Source organism: Yoonia litorea, from assembly GCF_900114675.1.
GTDB classification, from domain to species: Bacteria; Pseudomonadota; Alphaproteobacteria; order Rhodobacterales; family Rhodobacteraceae; genus Yoonia; species Yoonia litorea.
Genome location: NZ_FOZM01000002.1, coordinates 21304 through 42625, shown reverse-complemented (window position 1 = coordinate 42625; position 21322 = coordinate 21304). Strand labels below are relative to the sequence as shown.

General features: G+C 58.9%; 20 protein-coding genes. 10 read left to right on the top strand and 10 right to left on the bottom strand.

What is annotated here, in order from left to right; all coding sequences use genetic code 11:
- Positions 1-31 precede the first annotated feature (31 nt).
- The 6 genes from dnaN to gyrB all read left to right on the top strand — a co-directional run bounded on the left by dnaN (position 32) and on the right by gyrB (position 6414).
- Positions 32-1150 (top strand): DNA polymerase III subunit beta, encoded by a 1119-nt coding sequence (dnaN, locus tag BM316_RS10395; protein WP_090208007.1) that lies wholly within the window; start codon positions 32-34, stop codon positions 1148-1150.
- Between the two features lie 58 nt (positions 1151-1208).
- Complete coding sequence (recF, locus tag BM316_RS10390; RefSeq protein ID WP_090208006.1) at positions 1209-2309, top strand: DNA replication/repair protein RecF; 1101 nt, start codon at positions 1209-1211, stop codon at positions 2307-2309.
- Entirely contained in the window at positions 2306-2737 is a 432-nt protein-coding gene (locus BM316_RS10385; RefSeq protein ID WP_090208002.1) for a VOC family protein, read from the top strand. The genes recF and BM316_RS10385 overlap by 4 nt, the downstream gene beginning before the upstream one ends.
- On the top strand, positions 2724-3272 hold the full coding sequence (locus BM316_RS10380; protein ID WP_090207998.1) for a GNAT family N-acetyltransferase: 549 nt from the start codon (positions 2724-2726) through the stop codon (positions 3270-3272). Before BM316_RS10385 ends, BM316_RS10380 begins: the two co-directional genes overlap by 14 nt.
- Position 3273: 1 nt before the next feature.
- Complete coding sequence (locus BM316_RS10375) at positions 3274-3894, top strand: LysE family translocator (RefSeq protein ID WP_090209355.1); 621 nt, start codon at positions 3274-3276, stop codon at positions 3892-3894.
- Between the two features lie 105 nt (positions 3895-3999).
- The gene (gene gyrB / locus BM316_RS10370) at positions 4000-6414 is read left to right on the top strand and encodes a DNA topoisomerase (ATP-hydrolyzing) subunit B (RefSeq protein WP_090207995.1); all 2415 of its coding nucleotides are present in this window, start codon (positions 4000-4002) and stop codon (positions 6412-6414) included.
- Here gyrB and BM316_RS10365 read toward each other — a convergent pair.
- Both BM316_RS10365 and trhO read right to left on the bottom strand, forming a co-directional pair.
- Entirely contained in the window at positions 6411-7460 is a 1050-nt protein-coding gene (locus BM316_RS10365; protein WP_242649863.1) for an AbrB family protein, read from the bottom strand. The genes gyrB and BM316_RS10365 overlap by 4 nt on opposite strands.
- Positions 7461-7468: 8 nt before the next feature.
- Positions 7469-8374, bottom strand: coding sequence for an oxygen-dependent tRNA uridine(34) hydroxylase TrhO (gene trhO / locus BM316_RS10360; RefSeq protein ID WP_090207987.1), 906 nt, complete (start codon positions 8372-8374; stop codon positions 7469-7471).
- A gap of 199 nt (positions 8375-8573) precedes the next feature.
- Here trhO and pncA point away from each other — a divergent pair, with 199 nt between their 5' ends.
- Positions 8574-9167, top strand: coding sequence for a bifunctional nicotinamidase/pyrazinamidase (gene pncA / locus BM316_RS10355; protein WP_090207984.1), 594 nt, complete (start codon positions 8574-8576; stop codon positions 9165-9167).
- On the opposite strand, the gene BM316_RS10350 is transcribed toward pncA, so the two are convergent.
- Positions 9164-10027 (bottom strand): DMT family transporter, encoded by an 864-nt coding sequence (locus BM316_RS10350; protein ID WP_242649862.1) that lies wholly within the window; start codon positions 10025-10027, stop codon positions 9164-9166. The two genes, pncA and BM316_RS10350, sit on opposite strands and share 4 nt — an antisense overlap.
- 144 nt (positions 10028-10171) lie before the next feature.
- Between BM316_RS10350 and pncB the strand changes: the two genes are divergently transcribed.
- Positions 10172-11464 (top strand): nicotinate phosphoribosyltransferase, encoded by a 1293-nt coding sequence (gene pncB, locus BM316_RS10345; protein WP_090207981.1) that lies wholly within the window; start codon positions 10172-10174, stop codon positions 11462-11464.
- Positions 11465-11550: 86 nt separating this feature from the next.
- On the opposite strand, the gene BM316_RS10340 is transcribed toward pncB, so the two are convergent.
- From BM316_RS10340 to BM316_RS10310, 7 genes are all read right to left on the bottom strand, one after another.
- Positions 11551-12648, bottom strand: coding sequence for a GGDEF domain-containing protein (locus BM316_RS10340; protein ID WP_090207978.1), 1098 nt, complete (start codon positions 12646-12648; stop codon positions 11551-11553).
- 96 nt (positions 12649-12744) lie between these two features.
- On the bottom strand, positions 12745-13158 hold the full coding sequence (arfB, locus tag BM316_RS10335) for an alternative ribosome rescue aminoacyl-tRNA hydrolase ArfB (RefSeq protein ID WP_090207975.1): 414 nt from the start codon (positions 13156-13158) through the stop codon (positions 12745-12747).
- A gap of 336 nt (positions 13159-13494) precedes the next feature.
- Positions 13495-14136 carry a queuosine precursor transporter gene (locus BM316_RS10330; RefSeq protein WP_090207972.1) on the bottom strand — a complete coding sequence of 214 codons (642 nt, stop codon included), beginning with the start codon at positions 14134-14136 and terminating at the stop codon, positions 13495-13497.
- Positions 14137-14208: 72 nt separating this feature from the next.
- Positions 14209-15063, bottom strand: a complete 855-nt coding sequence (locus BM316_RS10325) for an esterase-like activity of phytase family protein (RefSeq protein ID WP_090207968.1) — start codon at positions 15061-15063, stop codon at positions 14209-14211.
- Entirely contained in the window at positions 15064-15966 is a 903-nt protein-coding gene (gene mepA / locus BM316_RS10320) for a penicillin-insensitive murein endopeptidase (protein ID WP_090207967.1), read from the bottom strand. It abuts the gene before it with no gap.
- Positions 15948-17327: an MFS transporter gene (locus tag BM316_RS10315; protein WP_090207964.1), complete on the bottom strand. Its 1380-nt coding sequence runs from the start codon at positions 17325-17327 to the stop codon at positions 15948-15950. Before BM316_RS10315 ends, mepA begins: the two co-directional genes overlap by 19 nt.
- A gap of 69 nt (positions 17328-17396) precedes the next feature.
- On the bottom strand, positions 17397-17951 hold the full coding sequence (locus tag BM316_RS10310) for an acyl-CoA thioesterase (protein ID WP_090207961.1): 555 nt from the start codon (positions 17949-17951) through the stop codon (positions 17397-17399).
- A 134-nt stretch (positions 17952-18085) separates the two neighbouring features.
- Between BM316_RS10310 and BM316_RS10305 the strand changes: the two genes are divergently transcribed.
- Together BM316_RS10305 and fdhF are read left to right on the top strand one after the other, a co-directional pair.
- The gene (locus tag BM316_RS10305; protein WP_090209351.1) at positions 18086-18373 is read left to right on the top strand and encodes a YggT family protein; all 288 of its coding nucleotides are present in this window, start codon (positions 18086-18088) and stop codon (positions 18371-18373) included.
- A gap of 167 nt (positions 18374-18540) precedes the next feature.
- Positions 18541-21306 (top strand): formate dehydrogenase subunit alpha, encoded by a 2766-nt coding sequence (gene fdhF / locus BM316_RS10300; protein WP_090207958.1) that lies wholly within the window; start codon positions 18541-18543, stop codon positions 21304-21306.
- Positions 21307-21322: the final 16 nt, after the last annotated feature.

Below are 21322 nucleotides of genomic sequence, written 5' to 3'. Positions count from 1 at the left end.
GGGGTTGCCAAGATACGCGGGAGATTGGGACATGAAATTCAGCATTGAACGCGCTGTACTACTAAAGGCGGTCGCGCAGGCCCAGTCGGTCGTCGAACGGCGCAACACAATTCCTATTCTCGCCAACGTCCTGATCGAAGCCGAAGGTGACAGCGTGCAGTTCCGCGCAACCGACCTCGATATCGAGGTTGTTGATCGCGCCCCTGCAAAGGTGGAGCGTGCGGGTGCCACGACCGTCGCTGCAGTCACCCTGAACGAGATTGTCCGCAAGCTGCCCGACGGCGCGCTTGTGACGCTGACCGAAGATGGCGCATCCGGTCGCCTGACGATCGAGGCAGGCCGCTCGAATTTCTCATTGGCGACACTGCCGAAAGAGGATTTCCCGGTGATGGCCTCATCGGAATATGCGGCGAATTTCTCTGCCGCGGCTCCGGTGCTGCGCCGCCTTTTCGACAAGTCGAAGTTCGCCATCTCGACCGAGGAAACACGTTACTACCTCAATGGTGTCTATATGCACGTCGCTGACGCCGACGGCGGAAAGGTCCTGCGCTGTGTCGCAACCGACGGCCACCGCCTTGCGCGCATTGATGCAGACCTGCCTGATGGTGCGTCAGAGATGGCGGGCGTCATTGTTCCGCGCAAGACAGTCGGCGAATTGCGCAAACTGCTAGATGACGACGACATGCAGATCGCGGTCTCTGTGTCAGAGACAAAGATACGGTTTGCCACGCCCGACATCACGCTGACCTCAAAAGTCATCGACGGCACCTTCCCCGATTACACACGCGTCATTCCAATGGGCAACACGCGCCGGTTGGAGGTTGACGCTGCCGAATTTGCGCGCGCGGTTGATCGTGTGGCGACGGTCTCATCCGAACGCTCGCGGGCGGTCAAGCTGGCCCTCGACGAAGATCGCCTTGTCCTGTCGGTCAACGCCCCCGACAGCGGTGCGGCTGAAGAAGAGCTTGCCGTGGCCTATGGTGACGAACGGCTCGAGATTGGCTTCAACGCGAAATATCTGCTGGAAATCGCCAGTCAGGTTGATCGCGAGAACGCGGTTTTCATGTTCAATTCGTCAGGCGATCCCACGTTGATGCGCGAAGGTAACGACACCTCGGCTGTCTATGTCGTGATGCCGATGCGCGTGTGAGCCTCACAATCCAGGTAAGTTATTTGGGTCAGCGGGGCGTCGGCCACACGGTGCGCCGATGACCGGTCTCGCGATCAGAGAACTCACGCTGTCCCACTTTCGCAGCCACAAGCGCGCGGAAATGGGATTTGATGGCCGCCCTGTCGCGATCTACGGACCGAACGGGGCCGGAAAGACCAACATCCTGGAAGCTGTCTCTCTGCTCTCCCCTGGGCGGGGGCTGCGGCGTGCTGGCGCCGATGACCTCACCCGTAGACCAGAGGCGCTGGGATGGAAGATCTCTGGCGTGTTGCAGTCGCTCCATCAAACGCATGAACTTGAAACCTGGGCCGAAGCGGGGCAATCGCGCCAGTTGCGCATTGACGCCAAGACAGCGCCACAGGTCGCCTTGGGCCGGATCGGGCGGATGCTTTGGCTTGTACCCTCGATGGACCGGCTGTGGATCGAAGGGGCAGAGGGCCGCAGGCGGTTTCTTGACCGCGCCACGCTCAGTTTCGAGCCCGGACACGCCGAGGCTGTTCTCTCTTACGAAAAGGCGATGCGAGAGCGGAACCGTCTGCTCAAAGACATGGTGCGCGATCCCCATTGGTATGCCGCGATCGAGGCGCAGATGGCCGAAGCCGCTACCACCATGATTGCCAACCGCAACCGTGCCGTGGATGCGCTGTCGCAAGCACAGGACAGCGCCGAAACCGCGTTTCCTACCGCGACTTTGGCTATCACCGCCGCAGAACCCATTCCCGATGATCTCGCCAGCAGCCTTGCAGACAACCGGCCACGGGACATGGCCGCGGGCCGGACGTTGATTGGGCCCCACCGTGCCGATCTTGAGGCCGTCTATGCCGAAAAGCAGATGCCCGCCAAAGATTGTTCCACCGGCGAACAGAAGGCGCTTCTGATCAGCCTGATCCTTGCCAATGCGCGCGCCTTGGCGCGTGACTTTGGTGCAGCACCCATCTTGCTTCTGGATGAAGTCGCAGCCCATCTGGATGCAGCGCGACGCGCGGCCCTCTATGACGAAATCTGCGCGTTACGCGCACAAGCTTTCATGACAGGGACGGGCGCGGAGTTGTTTGCCGAATTGGGCAATCGCGCGCAGTATATTGAAGTCACCGAAACCGAAGGGCAGTCGGTGATTAACACAAAGGAGACACCATGACCCCGCAGCGCGTCACACTCATCACTCTCGGCGTCGCAGACATCACGCGCGCCAAGGCATTCTACGCGGCACTCGGATGGACCCCGACCCGAGAGATCGAAGGGCAGGTCGTCTTCTACCAGATGCATGGGTCCGCACTGGGCTTTTTCAGCCGCGAAGCGCTCGCCAAAGAGCAAAATCGTCCGGTCAGCGCGTTGGGCACCGGTGCGATAACACTGGCGCAGAACATGAATAGCCCCGAAGACGTGGATGAAGCCTACAACAAGGCCATCGCCGCAGGTGCCACACCGCTTGCCGCGCCTGCGGAAATGGCTTGGGGTGGATATTCAAGTTACTACGCCGATCCTGACGGCCATGTCTGGGAAACCGCCTACAATCCCTATTGGGAACTCGGCGATGACGGGAGCCTGACGCTTGAAGCGAATTGAGATTGAAAACCGCGATGAACTGTCGCTGACCCGCGCCGAGGATGACGAGATTGCGGGCCTTTTGTCTGCCGCCTTCGGGCAGAACGGCGACGATGATTTCGGCGGGCGGTCCTTCTACAAACAGCGGCACCACTTGCGCGTTCTGGGCCGCAGTGATGGGCGGTTGATTGGTCATATCGCAATCTGTTTTCGCGTCATCAATGTCGCTGGCACGCTCGTCCCTGTCACCGGACTGGCCGAGGTTGCGACCCATCCCGATCACGGCGGCCAAGGCATCGCAGGGCAATTGCTGAAGCACACGATCGCGCTGTTACGTCAGACACAAGCCGCGTTTGTCCTGCTCTTCGGTGACCATCCGGTCTATGCCAGAAACGGGTTTCGCGCTGTGACCAATACCCTGCGCTATACCAAGATCGAGGATAGCCGCACAGAAAGCGTGGTCAGCGCCCCAACACGGTATTTGCAGGTTCTCCCGCTGACCGATCAGGCGTGGGATGATCAGGCTGACGTCGATCTTCTGGGGCACCTGTTCTGACATGACCATCACCACAGCCGAACTCCTGCTCTATGCAGGTGCACTGGCCATCCTTTTCATGACGCCCGGGCCGGTCTGGGTGGCCCTGATCGCCAGGTCGCTGTCCGGCGGTCTGCAGGCGGCCTGGCCGCTGGCGCTGGGCGTGGCGATCGGTGACATCTTCTGGCCTCTGGTCGCCGTGCTGGGGGTCTCGTGGCTCGTTTCGGTGTTCTCGGGCTTCATGCTGGTGCTCAAGTGGGTGGCGGTCGTCGTGTTCATCGTGATGGGGGTCGGGCTGATCCGCCACGCTGGGGGCACGCTTTCGACCAACAGCAGGCTCACGCGGCCCGGCATGTGCGCCGGGTTCGTGGCCGGATTGGCCGTGATCCTCGGCAACCCGAAGGCCGTGCTGTTCTATATGGGTGTCTTGCCGGGCTTCTTTGATCTGACCACGGTCACAGCCGCTGATATGGTCGCCATTTGCACGCTGAGTTTTCTGGTTCCGCTGGTGGGCAACCTGCTTTTGGCAGCGTTCGTCGGACGCGTCAGGGGGCTCTTGAAATCGCCTGAAGCGCTGCGCCGTCTGAACGTCACATCAGGCGCGCTTCTGGTCATTGTCGGGCTTGTCATCGCGGTCAGTTGAGCGAGCTTGAACTGTCAGGCAATGCCCACAAAATCTTGTGTCATTTGCGTGACAAACACCCCCGTTTCCCATATATTTTGCGTAACTTTGCACAAGGTTTAAGACATGGCCGATAACGACCAAAATCCAGCAGAATATGGTGCCGATTCCATTAAGGTTCTCAAGGGCTTAGAGGCAGTCCGCAAGCGCCCTGGAATGTACATCGGCGATACCGACGACGGGTCGGGTCTGCACCACATGGTTTATGAGGTCGTGGACAATGGAATTGACGAGGCATTGGCCGGCCATGCAGACCATGTTTACGTCAAGATCAACACCGACGGGTCCGTCACGGTGGGTGACAACGGACGCGGGATTCCTGTCGGCATCCACGAAGAAGAGGGCGTGTCAGCCGCCGAAGTGATCATGACCCAGCTTCATGCTGGCGGTAAGTTTGACAGCAACTCCTACAAGGTGTCCGGCGGTCTGCACGGCGTGGGTGTCTCGGTGGTCAACGCGCTGTCTGACTGGTTGGAACTGCGCATCTGGCGTGACGGCAAGGAACACTACGCCCGCTTTGAGGGCGGCTTCACCACAGAGCATCTGCGGGTTGAGGGCGATGCCAATGGGCGCAAAGGAACCGAAGTGACCTTCCTTGCCTCCACCGACACCTTCAGCAACCGTGACTACAGCTTTTCGACTTTGGAAAAGCGTCTGCGCGAACTGGCTTTCCTGAACTCGGGCGTGAAAATCATCCTCGAAGACCTGCGCCCCAGTGAGCCTCTCAAGACAGAGATGCTCTACGAAGGCGGGGTCAAGGAATTCGTCAAATATCTCGACCGCTCCAAGACGCCCCTGATGGAGGCACCGATCTATGTCGCCGGTGAACGCGACGATATCGGCGTTGAGGTCGCGATGTGGTGGAATGACAGCTACAACGAAATGGTGCTGCCCTTCACAAACAACATCCCGCAGCGCGACGGCGGCACGCATATGGCGGGCTTTCGGGGTGCGCTGACACGCGCGATCAGCAAATACGCGACCGAAAGCGGCATCAGCAAAAAGGAAAAGGTGTCGCTGACCGGTGATGACGCGCGCGAAGGTCTGACCTGCGTGCTGTCAGTCAAAGTGCCTGATCCGAAGTTCTCAAGCCAGACCAAGGATAAGCTCGTCAGCTCAGAGGTGCGTCCTGCCGTCGAAAGCCTGATGAACGAAAAGCTGAGCGAATGGTTTGAGGAAAACCCTGCCGAGGCCAAGTCGATTATCACCAAAATCGTCGAAGCCGCCGCCGCCCGCGAGGCGGCCCGCAAGGCCCGCGAAATCCGCCGCAAATCCGCGATGGATGTGAATTTCAACGCCTCCAAACTCAAGGACTGTTCCGAAAAGGACCCCTCGAAAACCGAAGTCTTCCTGGTGGAGGGCGACTCTGCAGGCGGATCAGCCCAAACGGGCCGTGACCGCAAGACCCAGGCCATCCTGCCCTTGCGCGGGAAGATCCTGAACGTGGAGCGTGCGCGCTTTGACCGGATGCTGTCCAGTCAGGAAGTGGGCAACCTTGTCATGGCGCTGGGCACCGGTATCGGGCGCGATGAATTCAACATCGACAAGCTGCGCTACCACAAGGTCGTTATCATGACCGACGCTGATGTAGACGGCGCGCACATCCGGACGCTACTCCTGACGTTCTTCTTCCGCCAGATGCCGGAACTGATCGAAGGCGGGTACCTCTATATTGCGCAACCACCGCTCTATAAAGTGTCGCGCGGCAAGTCAGAGGTTTACCTCAAGGATCAGGCCGCCATGGATGAATACCTGATCGAACAAGGCGTCGAAGGCGCCATGCTCCGTCAGGGCAATGGCGAGGAAATCACCGGCAACGATCTGCGCCGTGTCGTCGATGAGGCGCGGCAACTCAAGCGCGTCCTTGGTGCCTTCCCGACGCATTACCCAAGACACATTCTCGAACAGGCCGCGATTGCCGGGGCCTTTGTCCCCGGTGCGGTAGACAACGACCTGCAAGGCGTTGCCGACGAAGTGGCCAAACGGCTCGACCTGATCGCGCTGGAATGGGAACGCGGCTGGACCGGACGCATCACGCAAGACAAAGGCATGCGTCTTGCCCGCATCCTGCGTGGCGTCGAAGAGGTGCGCACGCTTGACGGACCGATGCTCCGCTCTGGCGAGGCACGGCGGACAGGCAGCTTCACCCAGAGCCTTCAGGACGTGTACAACTTGCCGGCGACGCTGGTGCGCAAGGATCGCAGCCAGTTGATCCACGGTCCGCTGGACCTGCTGAACGCCATTCTGGAAGAAGGCGAAAAAGGGCTGTCACTGCAACGCTACAAAGGTCTGGGCGAAATGAACCCCGACCAGTTGTGGGAGACGACACTTGACCCTGACGCGCGCACCCTGCTGCAAGTCAAGATCGAGGATGTCGCGGAGGCAGATGATCTCTTTACCAAGCTGATGGGAGACGTGGTCGAACCGCGTCGTGAGTTCATCCAGCAGAACGCGCTGAACGTCGAAAACCTCGACTTCTAGAACCGGCGGCGCACCAAGGCAAAGACGTATGGCGCGATTGCGATCACCAATGTGATCCTGATGATATGCATGACCGAGACGTAGGCCACGTCTTGGTCAAGCGCCAAGGTCAGAAGCGACATCTCTGTCAGGCCGCCCGGTGAAAAGGCCAGAAACGCCTGCGCGAGCGGGATCCCACTGAGCAGCACAATCCCTTCAGCAAATACAACCGCCACTGCAAGCATGAGCGTGGATGCAATCGCGGAGAGTCCAATGTCGCGACGCACCTCGGCCAGTGTCGCACCGATAAAGCGCGACCCGATAATTGAGCCGATGGTAATCTGGGCTGCGATCACGAATAGGGTTGGTGGCGCAACCGTGACCCATTCGAGCACATGCGCCACACCGCTCAGGATCATGGGGCCGAACACGGGGGCAGCAGGGATTTTCAGCCGCCGTCCCAGAACCGTCCCAAGGACAGCGCAGGCTAGAAGGATCGCATAATCAACCAAGGTAATGTCAGCGAGACCCACCCACGCAGCACCTGACTGACCGCCGGTCGTCACCCCGATGAAAAGCCCGAAAAACAGGGCCACGAAAATGATGATCAACAACACCCGCGACGCATGCGCCAGCGCAATGCGCCTTTCATTGCCGCCTGCCTCTGTGCCAAGGATCAGCATCTCGTTCAGGCCACCTGGCATGGCGGCATAAAACGCAGTGACCGGATCGTAGCCGCCGATCCTGCGGTATACGGCAAATGAAATACCGGCGGCGAGCGCGAGAAAAACAGGCAAAAGCGCCAGTGTGATGGCCCAAGTACCAAGCTGGCCGACCATCTCGGCGGTGACCCCTGAACCAAGCATGACACCAATGATCGGGATCATCACAGGACGCAGCTGGTCTGGCCCCGCGATAGGGGCACGCAACATCGCGGCAACTGTGTTGGCGATCATCGGCCCCAACATCCACGGCAGGGGAAGTCCCGCATAGTAAGCGATCAAACCTCCGGAGATCCCGATCGCCATGGCGACAACCTGATGCCGGATGTGGGGTGGTGCGCTCACGTCAGGCCCTAGATGCCCCCGATGTGGTGGGTGCCGCGCGCCTTGGCGAGCGCCATCTGTTTTTGACGTTCACGAAAGCGGGCCTTGTCGGCGTCGGAGGTTTCGTCAACACACTGATGACAGGAGACACCCTGCTCAAAACCCGGATGATCCCTGTCTTCGGGGCGCAACGGACGGCGGCAGGCATGACACAGGATATGCGGGCCTTCTTTCAGGCCGTGCCCGACGCTGACGCGGGCATCAAAGACAAAGCACTCTCCATCCCATTTGCTTTCTTCTTTTGGGACGTTTTCAAGATACTTCAGGATACCACCCTTGAGGTGATAGACCTCGTCTACGCCTTGCCCCATCAGGTAATTGGTGGATTTTTCACAGCGGATGCCGCCGGTGCAGAACATGGCGATACGCTTGTTGTGAAACCGATCCTTGTTCTCTTCCCACCATTGCGGGAACTCGCGAAAGCTTGTGGTCTCAGGGTCGATCGCCCCCTCGAATGTGCCGATCGCGACCTCGTAGTCATTGCGCGTATCAATCACCGCCACATCAGGCGCCGAGATGAGATCGTTCCAGTCGGCAGGATCAACATAGTGACCCACGCGCGCCACCGGATCGACGTCAGGTTGGCCCATCGTGACAATTTCTTTTTTCAAGCGCACCTTCATGCGATGAAACGGCGGTGTTTCGGCGTGGCTTTCCTTCCACTCCAGATCGGCGCAGCCCGGCAGGCCCTGAATATGCGCAATGACCCGGTCAATGCCCTCGCGTGAGCCAGCGATTGTTCCGTTGATCCCTTCTTTGGCGACCAGCAACGTGCCGGTGATCCCTTCGGATTGGCAAAGCGTCTTGAGCGGCTGTTGAATGGCCTCAAGGTCGTCAAATCGGGTGAAATGATAAAGAGCAGCGATCGTATACATGCCTGCCCCATACGACGGGGCCGGGATTTCTTCAAGCGTGATGAGGGGGGCTTTGCCCCCGCCCCTAGCGGGGCTCCCCCAGGATATTTCGGGGCCGATAATGATCGAGGCCGCGTTTTCGACGGGGCTGTCTGGAAAGTTGGTCGCGCTCATCGCGTGGGGCTGCTAATCCTTACCACATCTGATGGAGGGCCACATAATGACCGAAGCCTTGGTCGTGATTGACGTACAGAATGATTTTTGCCCCGGCGGCGCACTGGCTGTCAGCGGGGGTGACGAGATCGTTGACGGGATCAATATGCTGATGGCCGATTTCGGGGCTGTTATCCTGACCCAAGACTGGCATCCGGCGGGGCATTCGTCATTCGCCAGCACCCACGATGCAGCACCCATGACCATGACCGAGATGCCCTACGGGCCGCAGGTCCTTTGGCCTGATCATTGTATTCAGGGCAGTATGGGTGCCAAGTTTCACACCAATCTCGCCGTTGACCGTGCCGATCTGATCATCCGCAAAGGGTTTAATCCGGCAATCGACAGCTATTCTGCCTTCTTTGAAAACGACAAGACCACGCCGACCGGCTTAGAGGGGTATTTGCGCACACGCGGCATTGACCGGCTGACCCTTGTCGGGCTGGCCACTGATTTTTGTGTGGCCTATTCGGCGGTTGATGCCGCGCGACTGGGATTTGACGTCAAAGTACGTGAGGATCTGTGTCGCGCGATTGATTTCGACGGGTCATTGGAGGGGGCCAAGGACTCCATGCGGGGGGCCGGTGTGACGCTCGCCTAGCGTCCCTGTCTGGCAAACCAGACCGAGGACACGCCTCCGACCATGATCACGACCAGACCGGCGAAGCTGAGCAGATCCGGCCAATCGCCAAAGACGGCCCAGCCGATGGCCATGGCGGCGACCAGCTGGCTGTAGATCAGCGGTGCAATGACGCCTGCTGGTGCACTGCGATTGGCCAGAACCAGCAGCAAGTTTCCGCCAGCCGAGCCCAAAGCTGACATCAGAACCAGCGCGAGGGCCAGCACCGTGAAATCGGGCCTGTCTGCGAAGGCAAAGGGCGAGAGCATGACCGCGCCGATGCTGAGTTGCGACAACAAAAGAAAACGCGGCCTGAATGCGCTGGCGAGCCACCGCGTGGCGACCAGATAGCCGCCGTAAAACGTGCCGGCGAGCAATGAAAATGCCATCCCCACGGTCATGCCGAACCCCGGCTTGACCACCAGAAGCACCCCGGCAAAGCTGCCAAGCAGCAACAGCGTGCGCAACGGTGTGATCCGTTCGCCCAAAAGCGCTGCCGACAAAAAATAGGACACTACCGGACCGACAAAGAAACCGCCAAAGACATTGGCCAGCGGTTCTGTCAGCAGCGCGGTCAGGATCGAGACGATCCCTCCCACGATCAGCCCCGCCCTGAGATAGAGCCGCCAGTCGAGAAAATGCGCAACCTCGCTGCGCCGCAAACCCAGAAAAGGCGCCAACAGCACAGCCGCGACGGCAAAGCGGGTCCATGCCACGAAGGTCTGCGGAAAGCCCGATCCCGTCAGCACTGTCGCAGCTGCGTCACCACCGACAATCAGCGTCATGGCAACGACCACCGTCAGCACCAGTCTGGCAGAATAGGGGGAAGAGGGCTGTGTCATGATTGCTCCGTTGATCGCGCGAGATAGACCACAGCTTTGCCCCGATCGCGATATCTATTCTTGCCCCGGCGCGTCACTGCGCGTTTTTCTTGCCAGTGCGGGCGACACTTGGTCTAAGACCGTTGCCAAACGAGGGAACAGCACATGGTCGATATCGCAACACGCGTCTGGAACCATAAATGGAAGATTGATCCGATTGTCCGGTCACTGATCGACACAGATTTTTACAAGCTTCTGATGTGTCAGTCCGTCTTTCGCAACCGGCCTGACACCAGGGTGACGTTTTCCCTGATCAACCGGACCAAGTCGATCAGACTGGCCGAACTTGTCGATGAAGGCGAGCTGCGCGAACAGCTTGACCACATTCGCAGTCTGCGTCTGACACGCGGCGAAAGCACATGGCTGCGGGGCAACACGTTTTACGGCAAGCGGCAGATGTTCACGCCGGCCTTCATGGAATGGTTCGAGAACCTGTCACTGCCGCCCTACCATCTGGAGAAGAAGGACGGCCAATACGAGCTGACCTTCGAGGGGACATGGCCGGAGGTCATGCTGTGGGAAATTCCCGCGCTGGCCGTGATCATGGAACTGCGCAGTCGTGCGGTTCTGCGGGATATGGGCAAATTCGAACTGCAGGTGCTTTATGCGCGCGCCATGACGAAGCTGTGGGAAAAGGTCGAGGCGCTCAAGCCGGTCGAGGGATTGCGGTTGGCTGACTTCGGGACACGCAGGCGACATAGCTATCTTTGGCAAGACTGGTGCGTCCAGGCCATGATGGAAGGGCTCGGCGAAAGCTTTATCGGGACGTCGAACTGCCGCATTGCGATGCACCGCGATATCGAGGCCATCGGCACCAACGCCCATGAGTTACCGATGGTCTATGCTGCTTTGGCCGAGGGCGATGAGGCGCTGCGGCAGGCGCCATACGATGTTCTGGCCGATTGGCATGAGGAACATGACGGCAACCTGCGCATCATCCTGCCTGACACCTATGGCACAAAGGGTTTTCTGGAAGGCGCGCCTGACTGGCTGGCAGGCTGGACGGGCATCCGCGTTGATAGCGGCGATCCGGCAGTCGGTGCGGAAACGGCGATCAATTGGTGGAAATCACGTGGCGAAGACCCGTCAGAAAAGCTGATCATTTTTTCGGACGGGCTGGATGTGGAAAAGATCAAGGAACTGCACGGCCAGTTTTCCGACCGCGTGCGCGTGTCGTTCGGCTGGGGCACGATGCTGACCAACGACTTCAAGGGCCTGGTGGCAAAAGACGCGCTCGTGCCATTTTCGCTAGTGTGCAAGGCGGTAGCCGCAGATGGACGTCCGACCGTGAAGTTGAGCGACAACCCCAACAAAGCAATGGGCCCCGCTGAAGAGATTGCCCGTTACAAGCGGGTTTTTGACGTGGGCGACCAGACGGCCATGAAAGTCACTGTCTAGGACGCGCCTGTCAGATTGGTGCCAACTTTCGCGCGCGGCAATCAGTGCTGTTTCAAGTCTTTGGCAGACTAAGGCCGGGCCGCGACCTAGGCGTGGGCTGCCAGATTTGTCGTGCGGGCAAAGCGTATCTGCGCGCGGTTTTTTCCGGCTTGTTTGGCCAGCAAGAGCTGTTCGTCAGCGGCCTTGATCATGTGGTCGAGTGAAAGATCTTCTTCGGCCCAGAACGCGCCCATGCTGATCGAGACGTCCACCTGCTTTCCATCAATCTGGAAAGGGGCCTGATTGATGATCCGGCACAACCGGTCTGCGACGCTGCGCACGTCCGTTTCGTCGATGTCTGGCAGATAGATCGAGAATTCGTCGCCGCCCTGGCGGGCAAACTTGGCATCCTCGCGCAGGCTTTCACCGATACGTTTGGCGATCAGACCCAGGACAAGATCGCCGGTGTCATGCCCGAGGGTGTCATTGATATGTTTGAAGTTGTCGATGTCAAAGTAAAGCAAGGCACGCCCGGTCTGATGTGGTCGCGCGGCGTGATGCACGCTGCGATCAAAACCACGGCGGTTCAGCAGGTTCGTCAGCGGGTCTGTTGTCGCCTCGCGCAAAAGGTCGCTACGGCGGTTGAACTGCCGGATTTCACGTCTGAAAACGAACCCCAGTACGACCATTCCCACCAGATTGCACAGCGTGATGACCGGCCCCACGGTCTGAAGAATGGAAATAGCCAGATCCCACGGCAAGAGGAACACAGCCAGAAGGGTCGGAGAGATGGCAATTGCAAGGCTGGCATCAGCGATGAAAGGGTTCTTGATCTTTGGAAATGCCCAGTGGACCCATGCGACCGCAAGTCCAAAGGCCAAAATCAGCCCGACGACGCCCGAGACAACACCCGCCCCCCCGATGACAATCCTGCTGCACAAGGAAATGCCGAGTGCAATTGCACCAGCACGGTAGCTGCAAAATGCCACGGCAGCACCCAGGATCAGACTGCGCGAATCAAAGATGACCCCGTCGCCAAGCGAAATCGGATTTGCCATGCCAAGAACAATGGCCCCGCCGAACATCAACCCAAAGGCGGCATCACGAAACCGACTGTCTGCAAAGCGTTGTAGTAGCAGATTGTAAATGAATGCGATCCCCATCACAGCCAGTGCAGGTGCCAGGAGGATTTGTAAAAATTGCATGTTCTTGCCCCGCTCACGTCGCGTCGACAGAAAAAAGCAAAAAGATTAAAATCCGGTATGACTCTGCCGCGAAAGCGGCTGGCGCAGATCTGGGGCCTATTCCTCGACCTTCCCGCGCAGGGCTTTGATTTCTCCGCGCGCCTTTTTGGCCTTCAGGCGGCGTTTGACCGACCCATAGGTCGGCTTTGTCGGGATGCGGCGCTTTGGCTTTTCGCAGGCTTTCGCAATCAGGTCGGCCAGCCGTTTGCGTGCGATCTCGCGGTTTCTGGCTTGGCTGCGGGTCTCCTGAACAAAGATCACAACAGCACCGTCTTGCGTCCAACGGCTGCCGGCCAGCCGCTTCAACCGCGCCTTGACCGGCTGCGGCAAATGCGGGGAGCGCATGGCCTCGAACCGTAACTCGACTGCTGTGGCCACCTTGTTGACGTTTTGCCCACCGGGACCAGAGGCCCGCACGAAGCTTTCGGTCAGCTCCCAGTCGGCAATCTCGATCTTGTCATTGATGCGCATATGCGGCCTTTGGCGGGTGGATGTCTGTACAGCAGGTGTCTGCACAGGCTGTGTACAGCTGGTGTACAGCCTGTGTACGCCTTGTGCACATGGAAAAAGGGCCACCCCGGCGATGGGATGGCCCTTTCCTGAATTAAGGGAGGTGGTTCGGTTAGGATCCCCACCTTGGGTATTCTTCAGCCAAGGGCTGCCTCAGCTGCGAACCTCCCAAGTTGTCCCGACACACTTCTCCAATACCTCATGATGCACTGGATCACCTCCTTTCAAATGTTTCGCCTAATCGAAAGTTGGCACAGATTTGGTATAATTCAAGAAAAAAGATACCAGCAGTGGCGTTTAGACCGTCCGTGCCATGATCCGGCCCACAATGATGCGAAATGGCACCAGTGCAAGCAGGGCGATACTCAGCTTCACCCCCCAGTCAGCGACAGCCAAAGTGACCCAAAGAGGGACCATCGGACCGATGTTTAGGAACGGGGCCGCGTCCTGCGCCCAGATGACCTCTTCCGCGGCTGATGCGCTCAACCCATTGAAAACAGACGCAAAAGCGATGCTGAAAAAGATGATTGTATCGACGGTCGAGCCGACAAGCGTGCTGCCCAGCGGTGCTTTCCACCACGAGCCGTCACGCAGACGGTCAAAGACGGCAATATCAAGAAGCTGTGCCACCAGAAACGCCGTTGCCGAACCAATCGCGATCCTGAGCGCAACAGCAGGATATTCGTAACCATCACCCTGCAACATGATCTGGCTGCCAATCAGCGAACAGATGATCCCGACCACGAGACCCGAAAAGACAACCCTCCGCGCGGCAGCGGCGCCATAGACACGATTCATGATATCGGTGACAAGAAACGCCAGCGGATAGGTGAACGCGCCCCAGGTCAGCAGACCGTCGAGCAGGAGAAATTGCACAAGAATGTTTGAGGCGACCACAATCGTGGCCATGGCGAGAACGCCGGGAAGGATGCGTGTCATATCAGATATCCGTTTTGACAAGGTTGCGGCACTTGGTCCCCGACCCTGGGGACGGCGCGATCTACCGCCTGGCTAGTTCTGCGTCAACCGATATTCGACAAGCTCTGTGCGTTGGATCGCACTGAAATTGTCGTCAGAGATCAGAGACAGCATGATGTCATCGCCGCTTTGCCAAACGCTGATGCCTTCCAGATTGTCATGCACCAGTGGCCCGGTCTGCAGGACGGTCCTCTCGTCTGACCCGTTGACCTCGAAACTGCGCACCCGGCTGCGAAACCCGATGCCGAGGAAATCGCGCTCAAGCACATAAAGCCTGCCGTCCGGTCCGAAATCCGCCCCGGCGATCAGGAAGCTCCCGTGGCGCGGTATCTCGAATGCGATGCGCCATTCATCGTCCTTGTAGCGATAGACCGGAAACGGCCATTCTGCGCGGCCCGAACGCTCCGGGATCGTATAGAGACTGCCCTCGCGATCAACCGCGAGCGCCTCAAGCGACGAGTTCGGCTGGAAGATCGAAAACCCCGGTGCTGTAATCAACGGGGAAGGCGGGGTAGCAATGCTATCAAAAGTCCGCAAACCGTGGGTCCACTCAAACGACACCGCAAAGGAACCGTTCCCAAGATCGGCCAACCCCTCGCTGTCGTTAAAGGCGTGCATCAGGCCACGCCCGTTCTCATCCGTCAGCCGATAGAAGTTCAGAAGCTGGACATCACTGATCTGGTTGTCTTGACGCGAAACGGTTGCGCGCACGAAATTTCCACGGTCGCTGAGTGCGGTAAAGCTAGCGCCATCATCCGCCATCTCGATCGCGGAAAAACCGCCGAAGCGGTCATCGTCGAAACGCCAGACGAAATCGGAAACAAGGCTGACATCGCTGGCCGCTGGCGAGGCGCTCGCCAGAAGGCCAATCACAAGAAAATGGCGCATTCAGTTGGCGTTCAACACGGCCAGACACTGACCCGGAAGTTGCGCCATCGTGATATCAGGGCGGGGCGTTGGTGGCGGCGCATCAGGATCTGGCGGCGGTGGGTTGAGAATACGATCAACCCAGCCTTCGGCATCGTCGCACCCGTCACCCGGCGGTGGCGGGGCCTGATCGACGCAAGCGGCATCCCCGGCAGGACAGTTCAGGCGCACATGGAAGTGATAGTGATGCCCCCACCATGGTCTGATCTTGCGCAACCAATCGCGATCGCCGGTCGCCGAGTTACACATGGCGACTTTCGCCCCGGGAAACACAAAGATCCGCGCCACGCGCGGGTCCGATGCCGCTGCGCGCAGCAAGGCTTCGTGCTGCGGCGTCCAGCGGTCATTGGTATAGGCACCTGCCGCGCGCCGCATGGAGATCGAGGAGATATTCTCGCGCTCCTGCTCTGTCAGGTTCAAGCGATCAGGCGGCAACATCCAGATATCCACATCAAGACCGGACTGGTGGCTGGCATGACCGGTCAGCATCGGCCCACCGCGCGGCTGGCTCATGTCACCAACATAGATGCCTTCCCAACCGGGAAGAGTTGCAGCAAAGCGCGACAGGTCCTCAACGAAGTCCACCGTCTGCGGTTGTGCCCAGTTGCGGTTGCGCGACAGCCGCATCGCTTGCCAGGTTGGCCCGGTTTCGGCGAGTTGTTCCGCACCGGCCTGACACCCTCTGGCGTAGCCGCCAATTGCCTGCGGCGACTGCGGTGAACCTTCGGGTGCTGCGCCGAAAAGGAACTTGGCAACCCTTGTGTCATTGACGTTCTGGGTCGAGACGCTGACCGTCTCTGTGGAATTGTTCTGACAGGCTGCAAGTGCGCCTGCCAGGATGACTGCTACGATGAAGCGGACCATTCTGCGCGATCTCCGTCTTTATTCACCCAGCGTAGCAGCAAAAGTCCGATGAAGAAAAGGAATACCACCGGCAAAAAGCCCAGTTGATTGCTTCCCGTCATGATTGTGAACACGGTGATCAGCGCAGGCGCGAGAAAGGCGGTGGCTTTGCCTGTCAAAGCGAACAGGCCAAAGGCCTCTGCCGGACGCTCGGGGTGTGTGTGACGCACCATCATGGAGCGTGACGAGGCGTACAGCGCACCACCAGCCCCGCCGATGCAAATACCGCAGGCATAGAAAATCAGATCAGGTGTGCCTGATCCTTCTGCGAACGGCAGGCCGAAGATGGCCTCGCGCGACATGCCGATAATGATCGCTGAGACACCGATCAGGATCCAGACACAGGTGCGGATCACGGGCTTGGGTCCGAAACGTTGATCGCAAAGGCCGCCGATCCAGGTCGCAATCGCAGCGGCAATCGCCGCGATGATCCCGAAGACGCCGATCTGGATGATCCCCCAGTCCAGCACTAAAGCCGCATAAACCCCGCCAAAGGCGTAGAGTGCGTTCAGGGCATCACGATAGAACATCGAACCGGCAAGAAAACTCAGCAGGCTCTTGCGTTGGAAGACGCCGCGCAAGGTGTCCATCAATTCACCCCAGACCGCGCTCAGTCTGGTGGATTTGCTGGGCGCGTTCGGGTCGTCGCGGACATAAAGGAAGAAGGGGATGATAAAGATGATGTACCAGATCGCGATGAACGGCCCGACAAACCGCGTACCTTCGCGCGCTTCCGGATCAAGCCCGAAAAGCGGGGCGTTGCCCAAGAGCGTGACACCCTTGTCGTTTTCCGAAAACAGCAGCAGCATGATAAAGAGCGAAACAACGCCGCCCCAATAGCCCATCGCCGCGCCAGATCCGGAAATACGACCGATCTCTTTCTCGGTCCCCAGCGACGGCAGGATCGCGTTAACGAAGTTGAGAGAACTCTCGGCGGCAAAGAAACCGGTGTAGAAGATAATCAACATCAGGATCAGCGCGCTGCCGTCAGGTGTGAGCCCCCACAGCATGAAGGTTGCAACGACATAGACGACGGAAAAGAACGCAATCCAGGGTATCTTGCGTCCCGAGTTGTCAGCAAACGCGCCCAGAAACGGCGCGGTGACCGCAATCAGCAAGCCAGCAACGGTTTGGCCCAAGGACCAGACCCATTGGGCTTGGGCGTCAGCGGCGATTTCCTCCATGCCGCCTGCCAGAAAGTATTCCGTCGCGACAACGGCAAAGTAGGGGCCGAAAATGAACGTCAGTCCGAGGGTGTAGAAGGGCTGGGACGCCCAGTCGAATGACATCCACCCCCAGATACGTTTCTTGCTGACTGCCATCTGCTCGTTCCCCCGTCGCGCCTTTTTGAGGATAAGACACAGAGAAACCGGTTTCTGGCAAGTCTAGCTTTATGCAGTGGGCTGCGACGTCCCGTCAAACTCCGGCGGCCAGGGCCGTGTGTTGTCGGCGTCAATCCATGCTTGGGCCCAAGCGGGCAGGAGAGGGCTGTCGGCCTGATAGCCGACGGCTGCAAAGACGGCTTCGGGGGGGACGATCCCGTTCTTGTCCGTCATAGCAGAGCGGAAAAGAGCCTGAACGGCGCAATCCTCACCAATCCAGATCGACTGTTCGATGTAGAAAAAACGTTTGTCCCAGCCGATGCAGCGGCTGACCGTCCGGAATTTGACGAAAGGCCTGATCCGCTTGCGATAACGCAGGGAGCTTCCTGCAATCGTTAGGCCCCAACGGTTCTTCGTCAAGGCGCCGATCAACCCGACCCGTTGCGCAAGGCCGGTGCGACCAATGTCGAGAATGGACAGGATCCGGCCGTTGTTCATTTCAAGATAATTGTCCACGTCCTGTGGCCAGCACCGGTGGTAAGACACATGCGCGTCAAGCGCGCCAAGTTCCGGCATCTTGCGCGCGCGCAAAAGCTCTTTGATGACTCTGACAATTGGATACATGGGACCGCTCCTGCTGGTAAGGCAGCAACTGGTATCGCTTGACGCGCACGTCAACTTTGACCTCGCGGCAACCTTGGCCTTGTCGAATGCGAAACAACAACATAGGTCTCTGTCACCAAGAAAAGGGCGTGACTATGCTGACCATCCTCCAAGCCTTACTTTTGATCCTCGGCGTGTTGCGCTTTTTCGTGATCGCACACTTCATCATGAGCTGGCTGATCCGCTTTGAGGTGCTCAATATCCGTCAGGAGTTTGTGGGGCAGGTCTGGTACGGGCTGGAGCGTATTCTTGATCCGATCTACAGCCGTATCCGCCGGATTATGCCTGACCTTGGCGGCATTGATCTATCACCGATCGTGGTCCTCGTCGGCATCGAAATCCTGCGAATCTTCCTGATCAACAACATGAGCGCATTCATCTGATCGCGGCTATCGCACCCTTACGGGTGCCGTTGCTGACCGTCTTTGTGAATCCATGACGCATTTCGGAAATGTCGCATGGCGCAAAAGCACCGCTTGCGGTCGCGCCTGACCTTTCGGCACGACTGGCGAAATGATCTATTCTGTCCCAGTGCAGATGGAGGTTTCCGATGTCGGATCGCATTACATTCACCCTTGATGGTGAAACCGTCACCGCCGCCCCCGGAGAGACAATCTGGGAGGTTGCGCATGGTCGCGGCCTGGTCATTCCGCATCTGTGCCACAAGCCTGCTCCAGGCTACCGGTCCGACGGCAACTGCCGCGCATGCATGGTCGCGATTGAAGGCGAACGGACACTGGCCGCATCCTGCATCCGCGAGCCAAGTGAAGGCATGGTGGTGACGACCGATCAACCGCGCGAGCGTCAGGCCCGCAAGATGGTCATGGAACTGTTGGTCGCTGACCAGCCCGCGCAGAATGTGGCGCATGACAAATCCGCCCATCTTTGGGACATGGCGGCCAAGCAGGAAGTCAGCGAAAGCCGTTTCCCCGCGAAAGAGGAACATATTCCCCTGCTTGACGACAGCCATGTGGCGATGTCTGTAAACCTTGATGCCTGCATCCAGTGTGGCCTTTGCGTGCGGGCTTGCCGCGAGGTGCAGGTCAATGACGTCATCGGCATGGCCGGGCGCGGGGCGACAGCCTATCCGGTGTTTGACTTCGATGATCCCATGGGGGCCTCATCCTGCGTGGCCTGCGGCGAATGCGTACAGGCCTGCCCGACAGGCGCGCTCATGCCCGCAACCGTGACAGATGAAAACCAGATCGGTGACAGCAAGGACTACGACCGCGAAGTCGAAAGCGTTTGCCCCTTCTGTGGTGTCGGATGTCAGGTCAGCCTCAAGGTCAAAGACAATAAGGTCAAATATGTCGAAGGCATCAACGGTCCCGCAAACGAAGGGCGTTTGTGCGTGAAGGGCCGCTTCGGCTTTGACTACATCCACCATGATCACCGCGTGACAAAACCGCTGATCCGGCGCGAAGATGCCCCTGCAAAGGGCCTCAACGTCGATCCGGGCAACTGGCAGGAATTCTTCCGCGAGGCGTCTTGGGACGAGGCGCTGGATGTCGCTGCCAAGGGGTTGAAGGATATCGGCGGACGTGGCGTGGCGGGCTTTGGTTCGGCGAAATGTACGAACGAAGAAGCTTATTTGTTCCAGAAATTCATTCGTCAGGGGTTCGGGCACAACAACGTCGACCACTGCACGCGTCTGTGCCACGCCTCGTCTGTTGCGGCGCTGATGGAGAACGTCGGCTCAGGTGCCGTCACCGCGACGTTTAATGAGATCGAGAACGCGGATGTGGCCATCGTCATAGGGGCCAACCCGATCGAGAATCATCCGGTTGCAGCGACCTATTTCAAACAATTCACCAAGCGCGGTGGAAAGCTGATCGTGATGGACCCGCGCGGGCAGGCGCTGAAACGCTTTGCCAGCCATATGCTGCAGTTCCGCCCGGGTGCGGATGTGTCGATGCTGAACGCGATCATGCACACAATCGTCGAAGAGGGTCTCTACGACCAGCAGTACATCGAAGCCTACACCGAGAACTGGGAAGCCGAGAAAGCACATTTGGCCGACTTCACGCCAGAGAAGATGGAAAAGATCTGCGGCATTCCGGCAGAGACCTTGCGTGACGTCGCCCGCACCTTTGCCGGTGCCAAGGCTGCGATGATCTTCTGGGGGATGGGCGTCAGCCAGCACATCCACGGCACTGATAACTCGCGCTGCCTGATCAGCCTCGCGCTGATGACAGGGCAGGTGGGGCGGCCGGGTGCGGGCCTGCACCCATTGCGGGGCCAGAACAACGTGCAAGGTGCCTCTGACGCTGGCCTTATTCCGATGTTCTTGCCGGATTATCAGCCAGTGGGCGATGACGGTGTGCGCAGTGCGTTTGAGGAAATCTGGCAGGAAGGGTCGATTGACCCCAACAAGGGTCTGACCGTGACCGAGATCCTTGATGCTGTGCACGCGGGCGATATCAACGGCATGTATATCCTTGGCGAAAACCCTGCGATGTCTGATCCTGATGTCGAACACGCCCGCGACGCGCTGGCCAAGCTCAAGCATCTGGTGGTGCAGGATATTTTCATCACAGAGACGGCCAACTTTGCTGATGTGATCCTGCCTGCCTCCGCCTTTGCCGAGAAATCGGGGACAGTCACCAACACCAACCGTCAGGTGCAGATGGGCCGCCCTGCTGTGTCGCCACCTGGCGAAGCCAAGGAAGACTGGTGGATCACCGTCGAATTGGCCAAGCGACTTGGCTTGGGCTGGACCTATGCACATCCATCTGACGTTTTCGCCGAAATGGCGCTGTCGATGAAATCGCTCTCCAACATCACTTGGGACCGGCTCGAGGCACAGAACGCTGTGACCTATCCGTCTTTGTCGCCGGACGATCCCGGTCAGCCAATCGTGTTCGGTGATGGTTTCCCGCGTCCCAATGGTCGCGCCCGCTTCACACCTGCAAGCGTGATCCCACCGGACGAAGCCCCCGATGCCGATTATCCGATGATCATGACCACCGGTCGGCAGTTGGAACACTGGCACACCGGATCTATGACCCGCCGCTCCAAAGTGCTGGATGCAGTCGAGCCTGAGGCAAACTGTTCGCTGCATCCGTCGACCTTGCGCAAGCTGGGGGTCGAACCGGGCGGGATGGTCACGCTGAGCACCCGCCGCGGCAGCATCACCATCATGGCACGCGAGGATCGGGCCGTCGCACCGGACATGGTTTTCGTACCTTTCGCCTATGTTGAAGCGGCAGCGAACGTGCTGACAAACCCGGCCGTGGATCCTTACGGAAAGATTCCCGAGTTCAAGTTTGCTGCGGTGCGGGTTGAAAAAGCCCCAGATCAGCTTGCGGCGGAGTAACGCCGCAAGTCTGATC